The 21,444-nt window shown below is 72.2% G+C and carries 19 protein-coding genes and 1 pseudogene; 12 read left to right on the top strand and 8 right to left on the bottom strand.

The features are described from left to right. Positions 1-162: 162 nt before the first annotated feature. Complete coding sequence (locus ABIA33_RS27005; protein WP_370085161.1) at positions 163-1,074, bottom strand: MurR/RpiR family transcriptional regulator; 912 nt, start codon at positions 1,072-1,074, stop codon at positions 163-165. 189 nt (positions 1,075-1,263) lie between these two features. On the opposite strand from ABIA33_RS27005, the gene ABIA33_RS27000 reads away from it, so the two are divergent. After that, positions 1,264-1,662: a hypothetical protein gene (locus tag ABIA33_RS27000; protein WP_370085160.1), complete on the top strand. Its 399-nt coding sequence runs from the start codon at positions 1,264-1,266 to the stop codon at positions 1,660-1,662. 51 nt (positions 1,663-1,713) lie between these two features. Here the strand turns inward: ABIA33_RS27000 and hutH are convergent, their stop codons facing one another. After that, on the bottom strand, positions 1,714-3,291 hold the full coding sequence (gene hutH, locus ABIA33_RS26995) for a histidine ammonia-lyase (RefSeq protein WP_370085159.1): 1,578 nt from the start codon (positions 3,289-3,291) through the stop codon (positions 1,714-1,716). Positions 3,292-3,452: 161 nt separating this feature from the next. Here hutH and fdhD point away from each other — a divergent pair, with 161 nt between their 5' ends. After that, entirely contained in the window at positions 3,453-4,286 is an 834-nt protein-coding gene (gene fdhD / locus ABIA33_RS26990) for a formate dehydrogenase accessory sulfurtransferase FdhD (protein ID WP_370085158.1), read from the top strand. A gap of 558 nt (positions 4,287-4,844) precedes the next feature. Here the strand turns inward: fdhD and ABIA33_RS26985 are convergent. The 3 genes and pseudogenes from ABIA33_RS26985 to ABIA33_RS26975 form a co-directional block, all read right to left on the bottom strand. Continuing rightward, positions 4,845-5,972 (bottom strand): annotated as a pseudogene (locus tag ABIA33_RS26985) (diguanylate cyclase domain-containing protein); the annotation flags it as partial. A gap of 197 nt (positions 5,973-6,169) precedes the next feature. Beyond that, positions 6,170-7,348 (bottom strand): adenylate/guanylate cyclase domain-containing protein, encoded by a 1,179-nt coding sequence (locus ABIA33_RS26980; protein ID WP_370085248.1) that lies wholly within the window; start codon positions 7,346-7,348, stop codon positions 6,170-6,172. Positions 7,349-7,452: 104 nt separating this feature from the next. Beyond that, the gene (locus ABIA33_RS26975; protein ID WP_370085157.1) at positions 7,453-8,301 is read right to left on the bottom strand and encodes a biotin--[acetyl-CoA-carboxylase] ligase; all 849 of its coding nucleotides are present in this window, start codon (positions 8,299-8,301) and stop codon (positions 7,453-7,455) included. A 156-nt stretch (positions 8,302-8,457) separates the two neighbouring features. On the opposite strand from ABIA33_RS26975, the gene ABIA33_RS26970 reads away from it, so the two are divergent. From ABIA33_RS26970 to ABIA33_RS26950, 5 genes are all read left to right on the top strand, one after another. Next, positions 8,458-10,053: an acyl-CoA carboxylase subunit beta gene (locus ABIA33_RS26970; protein ID WP_370085155.1), complete on the top strand. Its 1,596-nt coding sequence runs from the start codon at positions 8,458-8,460 to the stop codon at positions 10,051-10,053. Positions 10,054-10,106: 53 nt separating this feature from the next. Next, positions 10,107-10,313: an acyl-CoA carboxylase subunit epsilon gene (locus ABIA33_RS26965; RefSeq protein WP_370085154.1), complete on the top strand. Its 207-nt coding sequence runs from the start codon at positions 10,107-10,109 to the stop codon at positions 10,311-10,313. Positions 10,314-10,578: 265 nt separating this feature from the next. Continuing rightward, positions 10,579-10,704: a morphogenic membrane protein MmpB gene (gene mmpB, locus ABIA33_RS26960; RefSeq protein ID WP_370085152.1), complete on the top strand. Its 126-nt coding sequence runs from the start codon at positions 10,579-10,581 to the stop codon at positions 10,702-10,704. A 114-nt stretch (positions 10,705-10,818) separates the two neighbouring features. After that, a complete protein-coding gene (locus ABIA33_RS26955; RefSeq protein WP_370085149.1) occupies positions 10,819-11,412 on the top strand; it encodes a nucleoside triphosphate pyrophosphatase in 594 nt (197 codons plus the stop codon). Between the two features lie 96 nt (positions 11,413-11,508). Further along, positions 11,509-12,267, top strand: coding sequence for a hypothetical protein (locus tag ABIA33_RS26950; RefSeq protein WP_370085148.1), 759 nt, complete (start codon positions 11,509-11,511; stop codon positions 12,265-12,267). On the opposite strand, the gene ABIA33_RS26945 is transcribed toward ABIA33_RS26950, so the two are convergent. Beyond that, positions 12,194-12,637 (bottom strand): hypothetical protein, encoded by a 444-nt coding sequence (locus tag ABIA33_RS26945; protein WP_370085147.1) that lies wholly within the window; start codon positions 12,635-12,637, stop codon positions 12,194-12,196. The two genes, ABIA33_RS26950 and ABIA33_RS26945, sit on opposite strands and share 74 nt — an antisense overlap. A gap of 185 nt (positions 12,638-12,822) precedes the next feature. Between ABIA33_RS26945 and ABIA33_RS26940 the strand changes: the two genes are divergently transcribed. Next, a complete protein-coding gene (locus tag ABIA33_RS26940) occupies positions 12,823-14,565 on the top strand; it encodes a biotin carboxylase N-terminal domain-containing protein (RefSeq protein ID WP_370085146.1) in 1,743 nt (580 codons plus the stop codon). A 66-nt stretch (positions 14,566-14,631) separates the two neighbouring features. Here ABIA33_RS26940 and ABIA33_RS26935 read toward each other — a convergent pair whose 3' ends face one another. Together ABIA33_RS26935 and ABIA33_RS26930 are read right to left on the bottom strand one after the other, a co-directional pair. Then, positions 14,632-15,537 (bottom strand): DeoR/GlpR family DNA-binding transcription regulator, encoded by a 906-nt coding sequence (locus tag ABIA33_RS26935; RefSeq protein WP_370085145.1) that lies wholly within the window; start codon positions 15,535-15,537, stop codon positions 14,632-14,634. A gap of 114 nt (positions 15,538-15,651) precedes the next feature. Continuing rightward, positions 15,652-17,103, bottom strand: coding sequence for an NAD(P)H-quinone dehydrogenase (locus ABIA33_RS26930; protein ID WP_370085144.1), 1,452 nt, complete (start codon positions 17,101-17,103; stop codon positions 15,652-15,654). Between the two features lie 72 nt (positions 17,104-17,175). On the opposite strand from ABIA33_RS26930, the gene ABIA33_RS26925 reads away from it, so the two are divergent. From ABIA33_RS26925 to ABIA33_RS26910, 4 genes are all read left to right on the top strand, one after another. Further along, a complete protein-coding gene (locus tag ABIA33_RS26925) occupies positions 17,176-17,613 on the top strand; it encodes a gamma-glutamylcyclotransferase (RefSeq protein ID WP_370085143.1) in 438 nt (145 codons plus the stop codon). A 110-nt stretch (positions 17,614-17,723) separates the two neighbouring features. Beyond that, positions 17,724-18,581: a purine-nucleoside phosphorylase gene (locus tag ABIA33_RS26920; RefSeq protein WP_370085142.1), complete on the top strand. Its 858-nt coding sequence runs from the start codon at positions 17,724-17,726 to the stop codon at positions 18,579-18,581. Positions 18,582-18,717: 136 nt separating this feature from the next. Then, positions 18,718-20,433: a phospho-sugar mutase gene (locus ABIA33_RS26915; protein ID WP_370085141.1), complete on the top strand. Its 1,716-nt coding sequence runs from the start codon at positions 18,718-18,720 to the stop codon at positions 20,431-20,433. A gap of 209 nt (positions 20,434-20,642) precedes the next feature. Continuing rightward, on the top strand, positions 20,643-21,440 hold the full coding sequence (locus ABIA33_RS26910) for a tyrosine-protein phosphatase (RefSeq protein ID WP_370085140.1): 798 nt from the start codon (positions 20,643-20,645) through the stop codon (positions 21,438-21,440). Positions 21,441-21,444: the final 4 nt, after the last annotated feature.

The following is a 21,444-nucleotide window of genomic DNA, read 5'->3' as shown; positions in this document are numbered from 1 at the left end:
CCAGTCGTCGACCATCAGACCGACTGCCCGTGGACGGCCAGCACCCTCCTGGGGCCTCGCCTACGACGCGGCCACGGACCTGGGCGGCGAGCCCCCTGCCCCGGGCGGCCGGGTGGACGGCGACGCCCGCGAGGTAGCCGATGCGCCGATCATGCCAACAGCTCAGCCGACGAACAGACCGCGGGTCGCGGCGGCGTTCTCGAACTCCTCCAGCCGGGCCACCGCGCCCGGCAGTTCGTCGCACATCGCCTGGAGCAGCACCCGGCCCAGCATCATCGGGGCGCAGGCGGTGTCGAAGATCAGGCTGGATCCCACGGCGGCCGGCAGCATCAGGTCGGTCAGACCGGACACCGGGGCGAACGCGCTGTCCGCGACGGTGATGACGGTCAGTCCGGCCTGCTTCGCGGCCGTCAGAGCGTCCAGCAGCTCGCGCGGGTGGCGCGGCAGGGCGAAGCAGATCAGCGTGGTCGCGCCCGCCTGCGCCGCCTGCTCGATGCGGTCGAGCAGCATGCTGCCGCCCTCGTCGAGCAACCGGACGTCCGGGTGCACCTTCGCCGCGAAGTAGGCGAAGCCGTGCGCCTGCGCGGACCCGGCACGCAGGCCGAGGACCAGCAGCGGGCGCGAGGCGGCGAGCAGTCTCGCGGCCTGGAGCACCGGCTCCGGGTCGGCGAGGACGGCGGCGAGGTGCTGCAGGTTGGCGATCTCGGAGAGCACGGCCTGCTGCTGCTCGTTGCGGACCACATCCCGATCGGTCTCCGGACGGGTCCCCTGCTCGCCCGGCTCGCTCAGGCCGAGGTCGCGGAGTTGCCGGCGCAGTGCCGGGTAGCCGTCGAACCCCAGAGCGACGGCGAAGCGGGTGACCGAGGGCTGGCTCACGCCTGCCAGTTCGGCGACCTCGACACTGGACAGGAACGGCGCCTCGGCGGCGTTGCGCACCAGGCAGTGGGCGATCCGGCGCTGGGTCGGGGTCAGCCGGTGCCCGTCGAACAGGCGCAGCAGCCTGCCGGAGGGACCGGCTGCCACGGCCTCGGCCGCAGCGGGCGTCGCCGGTGTCGGTGTCGGTGTCGTACTCATGACGCCCTGCCATCCTCTCGCTCTGTTCGCTCCGCCGAGCCGGACCAGAATTTCACTGTTCGCTGACTCTGCATGAGTCCATGCAGGAACAGCAAGTGCCATCTCGCTCGCCGGACTCCCCCTGACCTTTCCCTGACCTGACCCTGAGAGGCCCTCGACAGGGGGTCCCGGCTCTCTACGCTCGGAGGCATGCATCCAGGCGACAGCGAGACCAAGAAGGATCTACAGGCAGCGGTCCACACTGCCCGGGAGCTCGGCCCCGAGTACGAGAACGAGGTCATCGACGGGTTCCTGCAGCGACTGGAGAACCGGCTGGACGCCCAGGTCGCCGTGCGGGTCCGGCGGGAGCTGGACGCCCGGGGCGAGCGTCCGGCGGCGTCCAAGCGGCAGCGGCGGGGCGACCGCGTCAGCGCGTTCCAGTACTTCTCACTCGTGCTGGCGGTGCCGCTGTCGGCGATCGGCGCGGGCGTCGCGCACCTGCCGGGCCTGCTGGTCGCCTGGGGCGGGATCGTGGGCGTCAACTTCGTGCAGCTGCGCGCCCAGCGCCTGGAGGGGATGCGGTCGCCGCGTCGTGACGACTGGGAGTGACCCGGTCGGGTGACCGGGTGAACCCACTCGCCGTCACGACGCGGCATCTCGTCAGACCAGCGGTCCGGTGACCGTCTCGACCGCCGTGATCAGGCCGCCGGTGGCGACGAACTCCGCCGCCGCGTCCAGGTCCGGGGACAGGAAGCGGTCGGTGCCGGGGCCGCCGACTCCTGCTGCCCGGGTAGCCGCCAGGGCCGCCGCGGTCGCCGGGGCGAGCGGGCCGCTGCCGGTGTTGAGACGGATCTCCAGGGCGCGCGCCGAGGCGGTGAGCTCCACCGCGAGGATCCGCGACAGGTTGTCCACGGCCTGGCGCAGCTTGCGCGCGGCGGACCAGCCCATGGAGACGTGGTCCTCCTGCATCGCCGAGGAGGGGATGGAGTCCACCGAGGCGGGGACGGCGAGCCGCTTGTTCTCGCTGACCAGGGCCGCCTGGGTGTACTGGGCGATCATCAGGCCGGAGTCCAGGCCCGGGTCGTCGGCCAGGAACGGCGGCAGGCCGTGCGAGCGGTTCTTGTCGAGCAGCCGGTCGGTGCGGCGCTCCGCGATGGAGCCGAGGTCGGCGGCGGCGATGGCGAGGAAGTCCAGCACGTAGCCGACCGGGGCGCCGTGGAAGTTGCCGTTGGATTCGACCCGGCCGTCGGGGAGTACGACCGGGTTGTCGACGGCGGAGGCGAGCTCGCGGTCGGCGACCAGCTGGGCGTGCGAGAGCGTGTCCCGGCCCGCGCCGGCGACCTGCGGGGCGCAGCGGACCGAGTAGGCGTCCTGGACCCGCGGGGCGTCGTCCTGGTGATGGCCGGTCAGGCCGGAGCCCTGCAGCACCTTCAGCATGTTGGCGGCGCTGGCGGCCTGGCCCGGGTGCGGGCGGATCGCGTGCAGCTCGGGCAGCAGCACCTTCTCGGTGCCGAGCAGCGCTTCCAGCGACATGGCGGCGGTGATGTCCGCGGTGGTGAACAGCCGGGACAGGTCGGCGATGGCCATGACCAGCATGCCGAGCATGCCGTCGGTGCCGTTGATGAGGGCCAGGCCCTCCTTCTCGTGCAGCTCTATGGCCGTGATTCCGGCTTCGACCAGGAGCTCGCCGGCGGGGCGGATCTCGCCGTCCGGTCCGTACGCCTCGCCCTCGCCCATGAGGGTGAGCGCGCAGTGCGACAGCGGGGCGAGGTCGCCGGAGCAGCCGAGCGAGCCGAACTCGCGCACCACGGGGGTGATGCCGGCGTTGAGGATCGCGGCCATGGTCTCGGCGACAACGGGGCGGACGCCCGTACGGCCGGAGGCGAGGGTCTTCAGGCGCAGGAACATCAGCGCCCGAGTGACCTCGCGCTCCACCTGCGGGCCCATGCCGGCGGCGTGCGAGCGAACCAGGGAACGCTGGAGCTGGGCGCGCAGCGGACGCTCGATGTGCCGGACGGCGAGGGCGCCGAAGCCGGTGGAGACCCCGTAGACGGGGCGGGGTTCGGCTGCGAGCGCGTCGATGCGGGCGCGGGAGCCGGCCATCTCCGCGAGCGCGTCCTCGGAGAGTTCGATGCGGGCGTTGCCGCGCGCGACGGCGATGACATCCGCCGGGCTCACGTTGGCCTTGCCCACGACGACACGGTCGTCACTGTCGTCCACCACGTTGTGCATATCCATATGCACATTCTCACCAGGTGAATGCACTTATGACAACTAGCTGGGCCCACGATCTCGGTCACACGCGCTACGGCGGCCATCCTTCGGCCCCTGGTTCACCCGATCGGACCAGGAGCTGCGGCTACGGGTACCGTGGGTGCCCGAACCGGAAGGAGCCGCGCATGGGCCGCGTGACCGAGCGCCGCCGCGTGGTGCGACTGCAGGGCCCGCGCAGCGGCGCCCGCCCCGACACCCTCGCCGCCGAGGAACCGCTGGAGATCCGGATCAACGGCGTCTCGCTGACCGTCACCATGCGCACCCCCGGGGACGACTTCGACCTGGTCGCCGGGTTCCTGGTGAGCGAGGGCCTGGTCGCGGAGGCCGCCGCCCTCGCATCCCTGCGCTACTGCGCGGGCACCGACGCGGACGGCCGCAACACCTACAACGTGATCGACGCCGCCCTGCCCGGCCGCTCGGCGCCGCCGGTCTCGTTGCACCGCAACCTGCTGACCTCCAGCGCGTGCGGGATCTGCGGCAAGGAGACCATCGACGCCATCCGCACCCGCGTGCCGCAGGCCGAGGCCCTCGCCGCGGACCCGCTGCGCATCGCTCCCGACATCCTCTACGGACTGCCGGACACGCTGCGGGCCGCGCAGAAGGTCTTCGACTCGACCGGCGGACTGCACGCGGCGGGGCTGTTCACGGCTGGTGGCGAACTACTCTGCCTGCGCGAGGACGTCGGCCGCCACAACGCCGTCGACAAGGTCGTCGGCTGGGCGCTGCGTGCGGACCTGCTGCCGCTGCGCGGGCAGCTGCTGCTGGTCAGCGGCCGGGCATCATTCGAGCTGACGCAGAAGGCGGCGATGGCGGGGCTTCCCCTGCTCGCCGCGGTCTCGGCACCGTCCTCGCTCGCGGTCGACCTCGCCACCGAGCTGGGCCTCACCCTGGTCGGCTTCCTCCGCGACCGCAGCGCCAACGTGTACGCGGGGGCTGAACGGATCACCGGCGCCGAGTAGTCGTCACGGCGGCGAGGCGGGGCCGGAGAGGGCGACGGCGACCAGGGCACGCAGGGTGGGACAGAGGGCGGCGAAGGACAGGGTGGACTCGTCGGCGAAGAGCTCGACCAGCCAGCCGCCCGCGGGGTTGGCGCCGCCCGCGGCGATCACCGCTCGGTAGCCGCCGACCAGCAGCACCGCCTCCTCCGTCGGATCGTTGCCGGGCACCCCGGCCCGCATGGTGAATGCCTGGCCGTGTACGGCCCGCGCGGTCAGCGGATACGAACGCAGGTCGAACACCGCGTCCGGAGCCTCGTTCACGGCGCGCTGCACCTGGGCGCGGACGCTGCCCGGGCCCCGCGTCATCCGGCGGACGCCGTAGTGCGCGGTGCGCATCTGCTCCGATCCCGGCGGGACGTACGAGATCCACCAGGCCACCGCGTCGAGCAGCCGTGACGCCGTCTCGGCGACGATCTCCAGGCGGCCCAGGGTGTCCGCGGGGTGGACCTGACGCACCGGCTGCTCCTCGTCGAGAGCACTGATCGCAGCCGAGAGCAGCAGTCCCGGATCCGCGCTGTGCCGGGCACCGCGGAAGCGGCGACGCTCGGTCCGGCGACCGCCCCGTCCGTCACCGCCATCGTCGATCGCGCTCTCGACCAGCCGCACCGTCGGGTCCGGCCGCTCGCCGCGACCCGCCACCACGGGCTGCGCGGCATGCCCGGACTTGGCCCGGTACTGGGCGGCGTCGGCGAGACGGAACAGCCGGTCCGCGGTGGTGACCGGGCCGATCGGGTCGCCCGTGGAGGCGACCCCGCAGGCCACGCCGTCACCCTGGTCCAGCGTCAGCGCCTGCGCGCAGAGCTCCTCGGCGACCCGCACCACCTCGTCGGCCGACGCGCCCTCCGCCACCAGGCAGAACTCGTCGCCGCCGAGCCGTCCGGCGACGCTCCCGGGGAGCATCGCGCCGCAGAGCGACAGCTGATTGGCGAATCGTTCCAGCAACTGGTCCCCCACCTCGTGACCCCGCTCGTCGTTGACCCGCTTGAGGCCGTTGACGTCGCAGACCACCAGCGACACCACCGTTCCGTCCCTGAGGTGCGCCTCCAGCGCCTCGTCCAGCCGGGCGTCGACCGCGCGGCGGTTGGCCAGGCCGGTCAGCGGGTCGGTGAAGGCGAGCCTGCGGACCTCCTCCAGTTCTTCGCTCTGCGCCAGACCGGCGGAGATCTGCGCCGCCATGACCGTGGCGAACTCGGCGTCAGGTCGGCCGAACACCGGCCCGCCCACCGTGCGGGCGAGGTAGAGCTCGCCCCAGGCGCGGCCGCGCAGCAGGATCGGCGCGACCAGGCAGCAGCCGCGCCCGCGCCGTCGTAGGGAGGCCGCGCGCTGGCTGCAGGCCGGGCCGTTGTTGCTGGTGTCGTCGTCGACGCTCTGCACCCAGGCCCGCGGCAGGCCGTCCATGGTCCACGGCTCGCCGAGGCCGCGCTGCTCCAGGAAGCGGGCGATCTCCGGGTAGTCCGCGACCGGGTAGGACTCGTCCTCGGGCAGTTCCTCCTCACCGGGTGCGAGCAGGCCGTTGTTGACCAGCACCCGGAGCCGCCCGGTATCGCGCTCCCACATCGAGACGGCCGCCATGTCGGCGCCCAGCGCCTCCCTCGCCCGCACCGCGGCCGCCTGCACCGCGTCGATCCGCGACCGGGCGGCGGACATGGCCTGCGCCAGACCGACCACGGCCCGCAGCCGGGCGTCGGGGTCCGCGGGACCCGCCTCGACCGGAGGACCGCCCTCCACCTGCACGCCGCTGCCCTGCACGCCCCTGGCCGCCTCTCCGCCGCGCTCGCCACCCGTGCCCGCGGCACTCACCATCAGCCTAGGGACATTTCCGGCAAAACGGTGCGAGCACGCTCCTATCGCCCCAGGTCGTCGCCGGAGACCGGCCTGCGGCTGAGCAGCCACGGCTCGACCAGCCCGAGCCCGCGCACCGGCCGCCGCCACATCGGCTGCAGGTTGAAGCGGTACCGCAGCTCCAGATCGTCCAGTACCGCCGGCTCCGGACGGTCCTCCGGGGCGATCCCCACCGCGGCCACCGCCGACAGCGCGTCGGCCGCGCCCGGCGGCAGCCCCAGCGTTCCCCCGGCCCCGAACGGTGCGACCGCGCCCTCCCGCTCCAGCGCCGCCGCCATCTCGCCGTCCACCAGCACCGCGTCCTTGGGCGCGATCGAGGTCAGCCGGCTCGCCAGGTTCACCGTCGTCCCGAACACGTCTCCCATCCGGGTGGTCACCGTACCGAAGGCCAGGCCGACCCGCAGCGCCGGCATGGACTCGTCCTTGCCGAGGGTCTCGATCAGCGCGAGGCCGATCTCGGCGGCCGTTCCCGCGTCCTCGGAGACGTAGAGGATCTCGTCGCCCAGGGTCTTCACCAAGCGGCCGCCGCGTCCCGCGACGATGTCCGCGCAGGTGATCTCGAAGCTCTCGACGAGCTCGCCGAGTTCCTCGTCCTCCAGGCGGCGCGAGAGCCGGGTGAAGCCGACCAGGTCGGCGAAGCCCACCGAGAGCCGACCGCTCTGCATGTCCTCGTCCTCGGCGGCCTGCACCACTCGCCCGGTCACGGCGGCGAGCTGCCGCCGCCACACGTACACCAGGAACTGCTCCAGCTCCGGCAGCAGCAGCTCCACCAGCGGGTACGCCACCTCGGCGCGGGTCAGCCCCGGCTCGGACGCGGAGGTCAGATGCTCCAGGAAGGTGTCGATCTGCCACTCGGCGAGACGGGCCGTGGTCTGCCCGGTCGACCTGGCCACCTGGATCGCCATCGGCTCGCTGAGCAGTCCGGCCTCGACCAGGCCGGCGAGCCGGCGCAGCGCGATCACGTCGGCGTCCGTGAGCGCCCGCGATTGGCCGATGTCCGCGAAGCCCATGGCGCGCCAGAAGCGCGAGGCCAGTTCCATCGACACGCCTGCGGCGCGGGCCGCCTGGAACGGGGTGTACTGGCGCTCGGAGTCGAGAATCAGCTGTTCGAGCTGCAGCGGCACCGAATTCTCGTGGCCGGTCGCCTCGGACTCGTCGCCGTTCCCGGCCGAGCCGGTCATCCGGTCCTCGTCGCCCACCTGTCCACCCTCGCGCTCACGCCCTGTGTCCTTGCTCACACCCCCGCCCGCACGAATCCTCGCACGGATTCATCCCTTTCGGGGCATCACGCCTGGTCCTGCCACGGCCGCAGATGGACGACATCGCCCGCGCCGACCGGCCGCTCGGTGCCGTCGGCGGTGCGCACGACCAGCCGCCCGTCGCCGTCGACCGCCGTCGCCTCGCCCACCAGTTCACGTCCGCCGGGGAGTTCCACCCGGACCGTCCGGCCGAGGGTCGCGCACTGCGCGGAGTAGGCCGTCCGCAGGCCGCTCGCGTCCGGATCGCCCTTCCCCTCGACCCAGTCCACGTACAGCTCGGCGAAGGTCCGCAGCAGGGCCCGCAGCAGGGTCTCCCGGTCGGTCACCGCCGCGCCGGCCAGGGCGAAGGACCCCGCGGTCGGCACGGGCAGCTCCTCGGCACGCAGGGTGACGTTCAGCCCGATACCGACGACCACCGCGTCCCCGGCCAGCTCCGCCAGGATGCCGCCGAGCTTGCGCTCCTCGCCGTCGACCGCGACCAGCAGGTCGTTGGGCCACTTCAGCCGCACCTCGACCTCGGCGGTGCCGCTCAGCGCGGACGCCGCCGCCACCCCCACCAGCAGCGGCAGCCAGCCCCAGCGCTCCTTCGGCACCTCGGCGGGGCGCAGCAGCATCGACAGGAAGATCCCCGAGCGGGCCGGTGCGCTCCAGGTGCGCTCCAGGCGTCCTCGCCCGGCCGACTGCTCCTCGGCGACCAGCACCGTGCCCCCAGGAGCCCCGGCGGCTGCCTCGGCCACCAGGTCGCTGTTGGTCGACCCGGTCTGCGGCACCACCCGCACCGAGGTCCACAGGCCACCGGGCCGCACCAGGGCCCGCTCCAGCGCCGCGCCGCGCAACGGCGGCCGGTCCAGGTCACTCCACTGCGAAGACGTCACCCACCCACCCTATGACGCCTATGACGCCGGTCACTCGCCATATCCGCCACGCTGCCGTCATGGCTACGCTACTCAACGGAAACCTCACCCGTTGGTGCTGCTGGGAGCCCTACCGCCCTGGACAGCACTACCCCCTCCTGACGGGAGTCGCGCCGGATGTCCCAAGCCGAAATCGCCAACGAGGGCGCGGCCAGCCACACCACCGCCGGCAAGATCGCAGATCTGAAGCGGCGGCTTGACGAGGCCACGCACTCGGGATCCGCCCGCGCCATCGAGAAGCAGCACGCCAAGGGCAAGCTGACGGCCCGCGAGCGGGTCGCGCTGCTTCTCGACGAGGGCTCCTTCGTCGAGTTCGACGAGTTCGCCCGCCACCGCTCGACCAACTTCGGCCAGGACCGGAACCGGCCCTACGGCGACGGCGTCGTCACCGGCTACGGCACGGTCGACAGCCGTCAGGTCGCCGTCTTCGCGCAGGACTTCACGGTCTTCGGCGGCTCGCTCGGCGAGGTCTTCGGCGAGAAGATCGTCAAGGTGATGGACTTCGCCCTGAAGACCGGCTGCCCGATGATCGGCATCAACGACTCCGGCGGCGCCCGGATCCAGGAGGGTGTGGCCTCACTCGGCCTCTACGGCGAGATCTTCCGCCGCAACGTCCTCGCCTCCGGCGTCATCCCGCAGATCTCGCTGATCATGGGCCCCTGCGCCGGCGGCGCCGTCTACTCCCCGGCGATCACCGACTTCGTGGTGATGGCCGACCAGACCTCGCACATGTTCATCACCGGGCCCGACGTCATCAAGACGGTCACCGGCGAGGACGTCGGCATGGAGGAGCTGGGCGGTGCGCGCACTCACAACTCCAAGTCCGGCGTCGCCCACCACCTCGCCCCGGACGAGAAGGAGGCCGTCGACTTCGTCAAGGCCCTCCTCTCCTACCTGCCGTCCAACAACCTGGAGGAGCCCCCGGCGTTCCCGGAGGAGGCCGACCTCGGCACCACCGACCTGGACCTGGAGCTCGACGCGATCGTCCCGGACTCCGCCAACCAGCCCTACGACATGCACAAGGTCATCGCCCACATCCTCGACGACGGCGAGTTCCTGGAGACGCAGTCGCTGTTCGCGCCCAACATGCTCACCGGCTTCGGCCGGGTCGAGGGCCACGCCGTCGGCATCGTCGCCAACCAGCCCATGCAGTTCGCGGGCTGCCTGGACATCGACGCGTCCGAGAAGGCCGCGCGCTTCGTCCGCACCTGCGACGCGTTCAACGTCCCGGTCCTGACCTTCGTGGACGTGCCCGGCTTCCTGCCCGGCACGGACCAGGAGTGGGACGGCATCATCCGCCGGGGCGCCAAGCTGATCTACGCCTACGCCGAGGCCACCGTCCCGCTGATCACCGTGATCACCCGCAAGGCGTACGGCGGCGCGTACGACGTCATGGGCTCCAAGCACCTGGGCGCGGACCTCAACCTGGCCTGGCCCACCGCACAGATCGCCGTGATGGGCGCCCAGGGCGCCGTCAACATCCTGCACCGCGCCGACCTCGCCGCCGCGGCCGACCCCGACGCCCGCCGGGTCGAGCTGGTGGAGGCGTACGAGGACACCCTGCTCAACCCCTACGTCGCCGCCGAACGCGGCTACGTGGACTCGGTGATCATGCCGTCCGAGACCCGCCAGCACATCGTCAAGGGCCTCCGCGCGCTGCGCAACAAGCGCGAGGTGCTGCCGCCCAAGAAGCACGGCAACATCCCGCTGTAGCGCTGCCCAGCCGTCGAGCCGGAGCCGTGGACCGGAGCCGTAGAGGAGTCCCCATGTCCCCCATCAAGGTGCTGCACGGGCACCCCAGCCCCGAGGAGCTCGCCGCCGTCCTGGCGGTGGTCTCCGCCCGGGCGGCGGCCAACGCCGCCCGGGCCGACGAGACCGACCAGCCGTCCGTCTGGTCCGACCGGGCCCGCGCCATGCGCAGGCCCCAGCGCCCGGGCCCGTACGCCTGGCGCACCTCCGCCTGGGCGAACTGAACACACGCCGGAGCGCCTGCCGGTCGGTCTAAGAGGCTCCGCCAGTAGGGGGCTGGATGAAGGAGCGGGGCGAGGGCCGAGTCTGGGCGGTGCGGAGGAGGGAGTCGATGCGGAGCATCGGTCGACCGACGACAATCCGGCCAGGCGACAGCCATCGGCACGCGACGCCAGCCCCCTACTGGCGGAGCCTCTAAGGTCGACCGCCCCACGAAACTGAGTACCCGTACTCAGGCGTGGGGCAGCTTCCGGTTGCACCCTGGAGAGCGTGCTCTGGTCCGACCCCGTTGACGACACAGCGCAGGAGAAGCGCCGCCTGAACGACCTCCTGCGGCGCGTCGGCGCGTTCATCGCCGTGTTCGCGGTGCTGCTGCTGATCATCGTGATGGCCTGACCCGGGCGTGGCTCGGGCGTGAGTCGTGCGTGACTCAGGCGTGACGGGGCACCCCCTGGCCTGACCCCCGGTCAGCGCGGCGCCGGCCCGGGGCGAGCCCCTACCCTGGACGCCATGACCGTTCCGCTGATCCTCGCCTCCGCCTCCCCTGCCCGCCTCGCCCTGCTGCGCCAGGCCGGGCTCGACCCGCAGGTGGTCGTCAGCGGTGTGGACGAGGACGCCGTCACCGCGCCCACCCCCGGCGAACTGGCCCTGGTCCTCGCCGAGGCCAAGGCGGCAGCGGTCGCGGCGACCCTCGGCGCCCCCGCCCTGGTGGTCGGCTGCGACTCCGTCCTCGAACTGGACGGCCAGGCCCTCGGCAAGCCCGCCGACGCCGCCGACGCCCTCGCCCGCTGGCAGTCGATGCGCGGCCGCAGCGGCGTGCTGCAGACCGGGCACTGCGTCATCGACACCCGCACCGGCGCACGCGCCTCGGCCACCGCCGCCACCACCGTCCGCTTCGGCAGCCCCTCCGACGAGGAGATCGCCGCCTACGTCGCCTCCGGTGAACCCCTGCATGTCGCCGGGGCATTCACGCTGGACGGCCGCTCCGCGCCGTTCGTCGACGGCATCGACGGCGACCCCGGCAACGTGATCGGGCTCTCGCTCCCGCTGCTGCGCGCCCTACTGCTCAAACTGGACGTCAGGATCACCGACCTCTGGGTCTGACGCCCGGACCGACACCCCGGACCGACACCCGGGACTGACGCTCCGTCGTACCCACCCACTAGCCTGGCCCTGTACGCCTCAGAAGGGGGAGCGCGCATGGCTGACGGGGTACTCAACATCGTCCTGGGTGTGGTCTCCAGCGCCCTCAGCGCGGTCCTCGCCTGGAGTCTCCAGGCGGCCCTGCGCCGCCGCAGGATCGACCGCAAACGGCGCTTCTTCGGCCTCTACGCGGGCACCGAGTGCCTGCTCGTCGTCCCCCGCAAGGCCGGCGGCGGCGCCGAGCGCACGGTCGCCCAGCGGGACGTCTACGCGCTCATGGAGCTCGCCTCGCTGGTCCGCGAGTGCGGCGCCGAGGCGGAGATCACCTCCCACAACGAGGTCCACCAGGGCATAGGCAACAAAGCCGAGTTCTGCATCGGCGGTCCGGTCGCCAACGACCGCATGGCCGCGCACCTCCGCTGGCGGCTGCCCGGCGTCTCCGTCCGTGTGGAGTGGGAGGCCGGGGTCAACGAACTGACCGTCGGCGACCGGACCTGGTCCCGCGAGCCCGGCAAGTTCGACCACGTCCTGCTCGGCCGCATCGCCGCCGGCGAGGGCGAGCGCCCCACCTTCCTGATCTGCGGTCAGACCGCGACGTCCAACCTGGCGGCGGTCCGCTACCTCACCCGGCACCACCGCGAGATGATGCGCGTCCACAGCCCCGACGAGACCTTCTGCCTGCTGCTGCGCGTCATCCAGCCGGATGCCTACGGGGCCGACGTCATCGAACTCGTAGCCGACGTCACAGCGCAGGCTTCGGCACCACGTCCGACACCGGTCCCGGCGTCGGACCCGACCCCGGCTCCGTCGGGGTGAAGAGCAGCAGCACCAGCAGACCCAGTGTCAGCAGCATCCCCACAAAAGCCGGAACGCCGGACAACGCCAGCAATGCCGTCGCGAGCACGCCGTGGAGCACGGCACAGACAATCAGCAGAATCCTTGTGGGCCGCCCCATGGCACGCCGCCGCACCGCCATGAGAACGAGCACCACCGCCACCGCCACCAGGAACACCGCGAGCAGGCCCAGACCCACCCACGCGCCCACGGCCATCGCCTTCGGCGCCAAGCCGCCGAAGGACATGTTCTGCCGCTCGGCGACAGCACCCAGAACAAGCCCGGCAACGCCGAACACCAGGGCCTCAAGCACCAGCAGCACCGCTGCGGCGACCGCCGTCCAGATCCTCATGTCCGCACCTTACTGAGCAGTAGTCACCTCCGGAAGGGGTGCGCCAAAACACCCGCCCCGGCCCCCCGGCGTACCGTGGAACAGACAGAATCACCCTCCGTGTGGGCAAGCTCACCTCTGGACCCGACTCACCAATAGGCCCCCGGACTCCATAAACTCATCCACGGTTCAAGAAGGGAGCCATTGTGCGCAAGGTGCTCATCGCCAACCGCGGAGAGATCGCAGTCCGCGTCGCCCGGGCCTGTCGCGACGCAGGTATCGCCAGCGTCGCCGTGTACGCCGAGCCGGACCGGGACGCGCTGCATGTCCGCGCGGCCGACGAGGCCTTCGCCCTGGGTGGCGACACCCCGGCCGGCAGCTATCTCGACATGGCCAAGGTGCTCAGGGCCGCCGCCGACTCCGGCGCGGACGCCATCCACCCCGGCTACGGATTCCTGTCCGAGAACGCCGAGTTCGCCCAGGCGGTGCTCGACGCCGGACTGACCTGGATCGGCCCGCCGCCGCAGGCCATCCGCGACCTGGGCGACAAGGTCGCCGCCCGCCACATCGCCCAGCGCGCGGGCGCCCCCCTGGTCGCGGGCACCGCGGACCCGGTCTCGGGCCCCGACGAGGTGGTCGCGTTCGCCACCGAGCACGGCCTGCCGATCGCCATCAAGGCGGCCTTCGGCGGTGGCGGTCGCGGCCTGAAGGTCGCCCGCACCCTGGAGGAGATCCCCGAGCTGTTCGACTCCGCCGTGCGCGAGGCCGTCGCGGCGTTCGGGCGCGGCGAGTGCTTCGTCGAGCGCTACCTGGACCGGCCGCGCCACGTGGAGACCCAGTGCCTGGCCGACAGCCACGGCAACGTGGTGGTCGTCTCGACCCGTGACTGCTCGCTGCAGCGCCGCCACCAGAAGCTCGTCGAGGAGGCGCCGGCCCCGTTCCTGACCGACGCCCAGAACGCCGAGCTGTACGCCGCCTCCAAGGCGATCCTGCGCGAGGCCGGCTATGTGGGCGCGGGCACCTGCGAGTTCCTGGTCGCCGTCGACGGCACCATCTCCTTCCTGGAGGTGAACACCAGGCTCCAGGTCGAGCACCCGGTCACCGAGGAGGTCACCGGGATCGACCTGGTCCGCGAGCAGTTCCGGATCGCCGACGGCGAGGCGCTCGGCTACGGCGACCCGGAGATCCGCGGTCACTCCTTCGAGTTCCGCATCAACGGCGAGGACCCGGGCCGCGGCTTCCTGCCCGCTCCCGGTACGGTGACCGCGTTCGCGCCGCCGTCCGGTCCTGGTGTGCGCCTGGACTCCGGCGTCGAGGCCGGATCGGTCATCGGCCCGGCCTGGGACTCGCTGCTGGCCAAGCTCATCGTCACCGGCGCGACCCGGACCCAGGCCCTGCAGCGCGCGGCCCGTGCGCTGGCCGAGTTCACGGTCGAGGGCATGGCCACCGCCATCCCCTTCCACCGCGCCGTGGTCGCCGACCCCGCCTTCACCGCGGACCCCTTCACCATCTACACCCGCTGGATCGAGACGGACTTCGTCAACGACATCCCGCCGTTCGCCCCGACCGGAGCGGACGCGGAGGAGCCCGACACCCGCGAGACCGTGGTGGTCGAGGTCGGCGGCAAGCGCATCGAGGTCTCGCTGCCCTCGAACCTGGCGGCGACCAGCAGCAAGCCCGCCGCCAAGTCCAAGCGCCGGACCACATCGAGCAAGTCGGGCTCGGCCGCCTCGGGCGACACCCTGGCCTCGCCGATGCAGGGCACCATCGTCAAGGTCGCCGTCGAGGAGGGGCAGACGGTCGCCGCGGGCGACCTGATCGTCGTCCTCGAGGCGATGAAGATGGAGCAGCCGCTCAACGCCCACAAGGCGGGAACCGTCGTCGGCCTCAGCGCCGCCATCGGCGCCACCGTCACCAGTGGCGCGGCGATCTGCGAAATCAAGGACTGACCCACACCGTCCCGCCCCCTCGTGAGGGGGCGGGACGGGCCGCAGGGCGGGGTTGCGACCTCGCCGTCAGCCCCGCCCGCGCATGCGCGCTGCCACCGCGGCGGGCGGCAGTACCGTGCCGACCGGCGACCTTCGTTGCCCCGGGAAAGCCACGCCCGCCGCGGGCGGGGCGGCCCCCGTCGAGGGCGGGACGATCGGGGCGACACAGACCTGGACCCCGCGGTCGGCCAGCGCGTCGAGCTCCCGCGACGCCTCCTCGGACACCCCCGCCTGCTCGTCCGTCACCAGGCAGGCGATCGCCTCGGTGGCCACGGTCTGGAACATCGTGTCGGACCCGAGCTTCCCGTGGTCGGCGAGCACGACGACCTCCGCGGCCGCGGCCACCAGCGCCCGGTCCACGCTCGCCGAGAGCATGTTGGTGGTGGACAGCCCGCGTTCGGCGGTCAGACCGCTGCCGGAGACGAAGGCCCGGGACACCCGCAGCCCCTGCAGGGACTGTTCGGCCCCGCTCCCCACCAGCGCATAGTTGGAGCCCCGCAGGGTCCCGCCGGTCATCACCACCTCCACCCGGTTGGCGTGCGCGAGCGCCTGCGCGACCAGCAGCGAGTTGGTCACGACCGTCAGACCCGGCACCCGGGCCAACCGTCTCGCGAGTTCCTGGGTGGTGGTTCCGGCACCCACCACGATGGCGTCGCCCTCGGCGACCATCGAGGCGGCCAGGTCGGCGATGGCGCTCTTCTCGGCGGCGGCGAGATGCGTTTTCTGCGGGTATCCGGGTTCTCGTGAGAGACCGCCGGGAAGCACCGCCCCTCCGTGTCGACGGTCGAGCAGGCCCTCGGCCTCCAGCGCCCGTACGTCACGGCGTACGGTCACTTCGGAGGTTTGGACGACTCGGGCGAGCTCCCGGAGCGAAACCGCTCCGTTCGCGCGCACCATTTCGAGGATCAGTTGGCGACGTTCTGCAGCGAACACGAAACAGACGGTAACGTGCATGACCATCTGCTTTCAGGCGTTTGCACCTAGTAGTCGAAGTTGTCCACCAGGGAACGGCGCACACCACTAGAATGCGCGCCGCCCGAGCCGATCTCACGCCCCCGGGGTACCGCCGGCAGCGCGCTTGCGGATGTGCAACTGCCGCGCGGCTTCTGCGATCGACCCGGAGACCGACGGGTAGACCGTGAACGCGCTCGCGACCTGCTCCACCGTCAGATTGTTGTCGACAGCCAGTGAGATCGGGTGGATCAGCTCGCTCGCGCGCGGCGCGACCACGACACCGCCCACCACGATCCCGGTCCCCGGACGGCAGAACAGCTTCACGAAGCCGTCCCTGATGCCCTGCATCTTCGCCCTGGGGTTGCCCCGCAGCGGCAGCTTGACGCACACCGCGTCCATCATTCCGCACTCCACGTCGGCGGCGCTGTAGCCGACCGTCGCGATTTCCGGGTCGGTGAACACGTTGGAGGCGACCGTCTTCAGGTTCAGCGGCTGCACCGCGTCCCCGAGCGCGTGGTACATCGCGATGCGCCCCTGCATGGCCGCGACCGAGGCCAGCATGAACACGCCGGTGCAGTCACCTGCCGCGTACACGCCCGGCGCCGAGGTGCGCGACACCCGGTCCACCTTGACCTGGCCGCCCTCGGTCAGCCGGACCCCGGCCTCCTCCAGACCCATCCCGGCGGTGTTGGGGATCGAGCCGACCGCCATCAGGCAGTGCGAGCCGGTGATGACCCGGCCGTCCGCGAGCGTCACCTCGACCTTGTCGCCGACCCGGCGCACGGACTCGGCGCGCGACCGCGACATGACGTTCATGCCGCGTCGCCGGAACACGTCCTCGAGCACGGTGGCGGCGTCCGGGTCCTCGCCCGGCAGCACCCGGTCGCGGCTGGACACCAGCGTCACCCGCGACCCCAGCGCCTGGTAGGCACCCGCGAACTCGGCCCCGGTGACCCCGGAGCCGACGACGATCAGCTCCGTGGGGAGCTCGTCCAGGTCGTAGACCTGGGTCCAGGTCAGGATGCGCTCGCCGTCGGGGGCGGCGTCGGGCAGCTCCCGCGGGTGCGTACCGGTCGCGATCAGCACCGCGTCGGCGCGCAGCTCCGTCGTCCCGCCCTCGGCGAGGTCGACCAGCACCGCCCGCGAACCGTCCACCGCCTGCCCGCCGTCGCCCAGGCGGCCGAAGCCGCGGAGCAGGCCGACCCCGGCGCGGGTGACGGACTGGGTGATGTCGTGCGACTGGGCGACCGCGAGGCGCTTGACCCGTCGGTTGACCTTGCCCAGGTCCACGCCGTGCACGCGCGTGGTCGGGCTGCCGTCGGCGACGGTGATGCCCAGTTCCTCGTAGGAGCTGTCGAAACTGGTCATCACCTCGGCGGTGGCGATCAGGGTCTTCGACGGCACACAGTCCGTCAACACCGCCGCGCCGCCGAGGCCGTCGCTGTCGACGACGGTCACCTCCGCGCCGAGCTGTGCGGCGACGAGCGCCGCCTCGTATCCGCCAGGTCCGCCACCGATGATCACAATGCGAGTCACGTACGCCATTGTCCCGCACCTCGCCCCCTCCGTGACACCGGGCTCGACCGCACCTCGGTGTGCTCCCGTACGCTGTGACGCATGTCGCTCTATGCCGCCTACGCCAGCAACCTCGATGCGCGGCAGATGAGCCGCCGTGCCCCGCACTCGCCGTTGCGCGGAACCGGCTGGCTGGACGGCTGGCGGCTGACCTTCGGCGGGGAGCAGTTCGGCTGGGAGGGCTCGATCGCCACGGTGGTCGAGTCGGAGAAGGAGCAGGTCTTCGTCGCCCTCTACGACATCGCCCCGATGGACGAGGTGGGCCTGGACCGCTGGGAGGGCCTGCCGCTCGGCTTCTACCGCAAGGTCCGGGTGCGTGTGCACACCATGGAGGGCGATCTGACCGCCTGGACCTATGTGCTCAACGACTACGAGGGCGGCCTGCCCTCGGCCCGCTACGTCGGCATCATCGCGGACGCCGCGGAGTCGGCGGGAGCGCCGTACGACTACGTGATGGACCTGCGCAAGCGGCCGTGCTGAGTGCCGAGCGCCGAGGCTGTAGCAAACTCCACACCGAGAACGTCCCGGTGTCGGAAATGTCATCCGATCGTTCTTCTACGCGCGTAGGGCGAACAGATATCCTCGACCGTGTGAACGCATCTCCTCAGTCGGTCGCCGCTGCCGCTGCCGCCGCCAACAAGCCCGCCGACGTCAACGCCGACCCCTACGCCGCCGCCAAGGACGCCGCCGCCGCGCTGCGCGCCCTCACCGGCGTGGAGACCCACGACGTCGCTCTGGTCATGGGCTCCGGCTGGGTCCCCGCCGCCGACGAGCTCGGCACCCCCGACCACGAGTTCCCGATCACCGAGCTGCCCGGCTTCCCGGCTCCCGCCGTGGCCGGCCACTCCGGCAAGGTCCGCTCGATCACCATCGGGGACACCCGCGCGCTGGTCTTCCTCGGCCGCACCCACTTCTACGAGGGCCACGGCGTCGCCGCCGTCGCCCACGGCGTGCGCACCGCCGTCGCGGCCGGCTGCCGCACCGTCATCCTCACCAACGGCTGCGGCGGGCTGCGCCAGGGCATGGCCCCCGGCCAGCCGGTGCTGATCAGCGACCACATCAACCTCACCGCGGCCTCGCCGATCGTGGGCGCGAACTTCGTCGACCTCACCGACCTGTACTCCTCCCGGCTGCGCGCGCTGTGCAAGGAGATCGACCCCAGTCTGGAAGAGGGCGTCTACGTCCAGTTCCCCGGCCCGCACTACGAGACCCCGGCCGAGATCACCATGGTCCGGGCCATCGGCGGCGACCTCGTCGGCATGTCCACCACGCTGGAGGCCATCGCCGCGCGCGAGGCCGGGGCCGAGGTCCTGGGCCTCTCCCTGGTGACCAACCTCGCCGCCGGCATCACCGGCGAGCCGCTGAACCACGCCGAGGTACTGGAGGCCGGCCGCACCTCCGCCACCCGGATGGGCGCGCTGCTCGCCAAGGTCCTCGAACGGATCTGAGCACCCCACCGACGCCCCTGCATGGCATCCGCCTGTTCTCCCGGTGGATGCCATGCTCTTTGTACGGACCCACGCACGCACCCGACGCTTCGAACGCCTCACCGCACGGACCCAGCCCAGAGAAACGGATCAGGCAATGACGCTGAACCCCGCCACCGACCTGCTGACGCGGGCCCGTACCTGGCTCGCCGAGGACCCCGACCCGGACACCCGCGCCGAGCTGTCCGCCCTCCTCGCCGCCGCCGAGTGCGGCGACGGCACCGGGTCCGAGGACGAGTGCCGTTCCTGGTCCAGGCTCTCCGAGCGCTTCTCCGGCACGCTCCAGTTCGGTACCGCCGGATTGCGCGGCGAGATGGGCGCCGGACCCATGCGGATGAACCGCGCCGTCGTCATCCGGGCCGCCGCCGGACTCGCCGCCTACGTCAAGCGCGGCGGCGCGCACGGCCTCGTGGTCATCGGTTACGACGCCCGCCACAAGTCCTACGACTTCGCCCGCGACACCGCCGCCGTCATGGTCGGAGCCGGGCTCAACGCCGCGCTGCTCCCCGGCCCGCTGCCCACCCCCGTGCTCGCCTTCGCGGTACGGCACCTGGGCGCCGCGGCCGGCGTGATGGTGACGGCCAGCCACAACCCGCCCCGCGACAACGGATACAAGGTCTACCTCAGCGGCGACCTCAAGGGCTCGCAGATCGTCCCGCCGCACGACGCGGGCATCGCCGCGGAGATCGACGCGGTCCGCTCGCTGAACGACGTCCCGCTCGCCACGGACGGCTGGGACGTGCTGGCCGAGGCCGAGATCCTGGAGCCCTACCTGTCCCGCGCGGCGAGCGTCGTCGACCCGCACACCCCGCGCGACCTCTCCGTCGTCTACACCCCCCTGCACGGCGTGGGCCGGGACACCCTGCTCTCCGCGTTCAAGCGAGCCGGCTTCCCCACCCCCAGCACCGTCACGGCGCAGGGCGACCCGGACCCGGACTTCCCCACCGTCAGCTTCCCCAACCCGGAGGAGCCCGGGGCGATGGACCTGGCCTTCCGCACCGCCGCCTCGCTCGGGCCCGACATCGTCGTCGCCAACGACCCCGACGCCGACCGCCTCGCCGTCGCCGTCCCCGCGCACGGGACGGCGACCGGCTGGCGGATGCTGCGCGGCGACGAGGTGGGCGCGCTGCTCGCCACCCACCTGGTGTCCAAGCGTGCCGAGGGCACCTTCGCCACCACGATCGTCTCCTCCTCGCTGCTCTCCCGGATCGCCGCGGCCGCCGGACTCCCCTACGCCGAGACCCTCACCGGCTTCAAGTGGATCTCCCGCGCGGAGGGCCTGCGCTACGGCTACGAGGAGGCGCTCGGCTACTGCGTCGACCCGGAGGCGGTCCGCGACAAGGACGGCATCAGCGCCGCCCTCTCCATCGCCGAACTCGCCGCAGGACTCAAGGAGTCCGGGCGGACCCTCGCCGACCTGCTGGACGACCTCGCCCTCACCCACGGCCTGCACGCCACCGACCAGCTCTCGGTCCGGGTCGCGGACCTGAAGCTGATCGGGAACGCCATGGCCCGCCTGCGCGAGCAGCCGCCGCGCGCCCTGGCCGGACTGCGGGTGGACTCGGCGGAGGACCTGGAGCAGGGCAGCGCCGACCTGCCCCCCACCGACGGGCTTCGCTACCGCCTCAGCGGAGACGCGGTCTCCTCGGCGCGGGTCGTGGTGCGTCCCTCCGGGACCGAGCCCAAGCTGAAGTGCTACCTGGAGGTCGTCGTCCCGGTGGCCTCGGGCGACGTCCTCAACGCCGCGCGGGAGCGCGCGACGGCGCTGCTCGAGTCCATCAAGCGCGACCTCTCCGCCGCCGCCGGGATCTGACGCGCCGTCGGCGCCCACCCGTAGACCGACCGGCACATGGAGGGTGGAAGGAGAAGGGGGTCCCCCCGGCCGAAGGTTGGGGGAGGGTCGAGGGAGGGGGCACCCCCGGACGAAGTTTGGGGGAGAGCCTCCCCCACCCTTCGGGCGGGAGGTGCCCCCTTACCCGCGACGCCGCCCTCTATGTGCCGGTCGGTCTTAGGGTGAGCGCCATGGAGACGACGGACCACCACCCCGCCCGCAGTTCGATACCCGGCGCCGACCGGCTGATCGATGTCCCCGGCGTACGCAACCTCCGCGACGCCGGGGGCTTCGCCACCACCGGCGACGGCAGCCAGGACGGCCGATCCGGTCAGGTCAGACCGGGTCTGCTGTACCGCTCGGCCTCGCTCACCGAGCTGAGCCCGGAGGGCGCGGCCCGGCTCTCCGCGCTGGGTCTGCGCACGGTCGTGGACCTGCGCGGCGCGGACGAGCTCGTCCACTGGCCGAACCAGCGGCACGGCCTCGACTTCGAACTGGTGTCGCTGCCCACGCTGCCCCCGCTCCCGGAGACCTCCGCCAACCCGGAGACCGCGGCCGACGAGGTCGACAGCAGCCTGGAGGGCATGTACGCCTTCATGGCGGACACGGCCGGCGCGCCGATCGTGGCCTGCATCAAGCGGCTGATCGCACCGGACGCGCTTCCCGCCCTGGTCCACTGCGCGGTCGGCAAGGACCGCACCGGCGTGACGATCGCCGTGATCCTCTCCGCCCTGGGCGTGCGCGACGCCGACATCACCGCCGACTTCAGCCTCTCCAACGCGGGCCTGGGACTGCTCGACGGCCCGGTGTTCTACCTGGACGAGCACGGCGTCGAACGCCCCTCCCGCCCGGTGCACCCGGGACTGCTCTCGCTCTTCCTGGACCGTGTCCACAGCCGGCACGGCAGCACGGCCGGCTTCCTGCACCACCACGGGCTCAGCACGGGAGAGCTGGCGCGGCTGCGCGAACTGCTGGTGGCGACGGACTGACGAC

The sequence above is a fragment of the Streptacidiphilus sp. MAP12-16 genome (genome assembly GCF_041262165.1).
Lineage (GTDB): Bacteria > Actinomycetota > Actinomycetes > Streptomycetales > Streptomycetaceae > Streptacidiphilus.
The sequence above is the reverse complement of the archived record's forward strand: the minus strand, read 5'-3'. Positions and strand labels throughout refer to the sequence as shown.

Bases quoted from the DNA above. Each gene is read 5' to 3' on its own strand.
- ABIA33_RS26970 (WP_370085155.1), top strand. From the start codon at position 8,458: ATGTCCCAAGCCGAAATCGCCAACGAGGGCGCGGCCAGCCACACCACC.
- ABIA33_RS26910 (WP_370085140.1), top strand. From the start codon at position 20,643: ATGGAGACGACGGACCACCACCCCGCCCGCAGTTCGATACCCGGCGCC.
- ABIA33_RS26945 (WP_370085147.1), bottom strand. From the start codon at position 12,637: ATGAGGATCTGGACGGCGGTCGCCGCAGCGGTGCTGCTGGTGCTTGAG.
- fdhD (WP_370085158.1), top strand. From the start codon at position 3,453: ATGGGCCGCGTGACCGAGCGCCGCCGCGTGGTGCGACTGCAGGGCCCG.
- ABIA33_RS26950 (WP_370085148.1), top strand. From the start codon at position 11,509: ATGGCTGACGGGGTACTCAACATCGTCCTGGGTGTGGTCTCCAGCGCC.
- ABIA33_RS27000 (WP_370085160.1), top strand. From the start codon at position 1,264: ATGCATCCAGGCGACAGCGAGACCAAGAAGGATCTACAGGCAGCGGTC.
- ABIA33_RS26965 (WP_370085154.1), top strand. From the start codon at position 10,107: ATGTCCCCCATCAAGGTGCTGCACGGGCACCCCAGCCCCGAGGAGCTC.
- ABIA33_RS26930 (WP_370085144.1), bottom strand. From the start codon at position 17,103: ATGGCGTACGTGACTCGCATTGTGATCATCGGTGGCGGACCTGGCGGA.
- ABIA33_RS26915 (WP_370085141.1), top strand. From the start codon at position 18,718: ATGACGCTGAACCCCGCCACCGACCTGCTGACGCGGGCCCGTACCTGG.
- ABIA33_RS27005 (WP_370085161.1), bottom strand. From the start codon at position 1,074: ATGAGTACGACACCGACACCGACACCGGCGACGCCCGCTGCGGCCGAG.
- ABIA33_RS26955 (WP_370085149.1), top strand. From the start codon at position 10,819: ATGACCGTTCCGCTGATCCTCGCCTCCGCCTCCCCTGCCCGCCTCGCC.
- ABIA33_RS26980 (WP_370085248.1), bottom strand. From the start codon at position 7,348: ATGACCGGCTCGGCCGGGAACGGCGACGAGTCCGAGGCGACCGGCCAC.
- hutH (WP_370085159.1), bottom strand. From the start codon at position 3,291: ATGGATATGCACAACGTGGTGGACGACAGTGACGACCGTGTCGTCGTG.
- ABIA33_RS26925 (WP_370085143.1), top strand. From the start codon at position 17,176: ATGTCGCTCTATGCCGCCTACGCCAGCAACCTCGATGCGCGGCAGATG.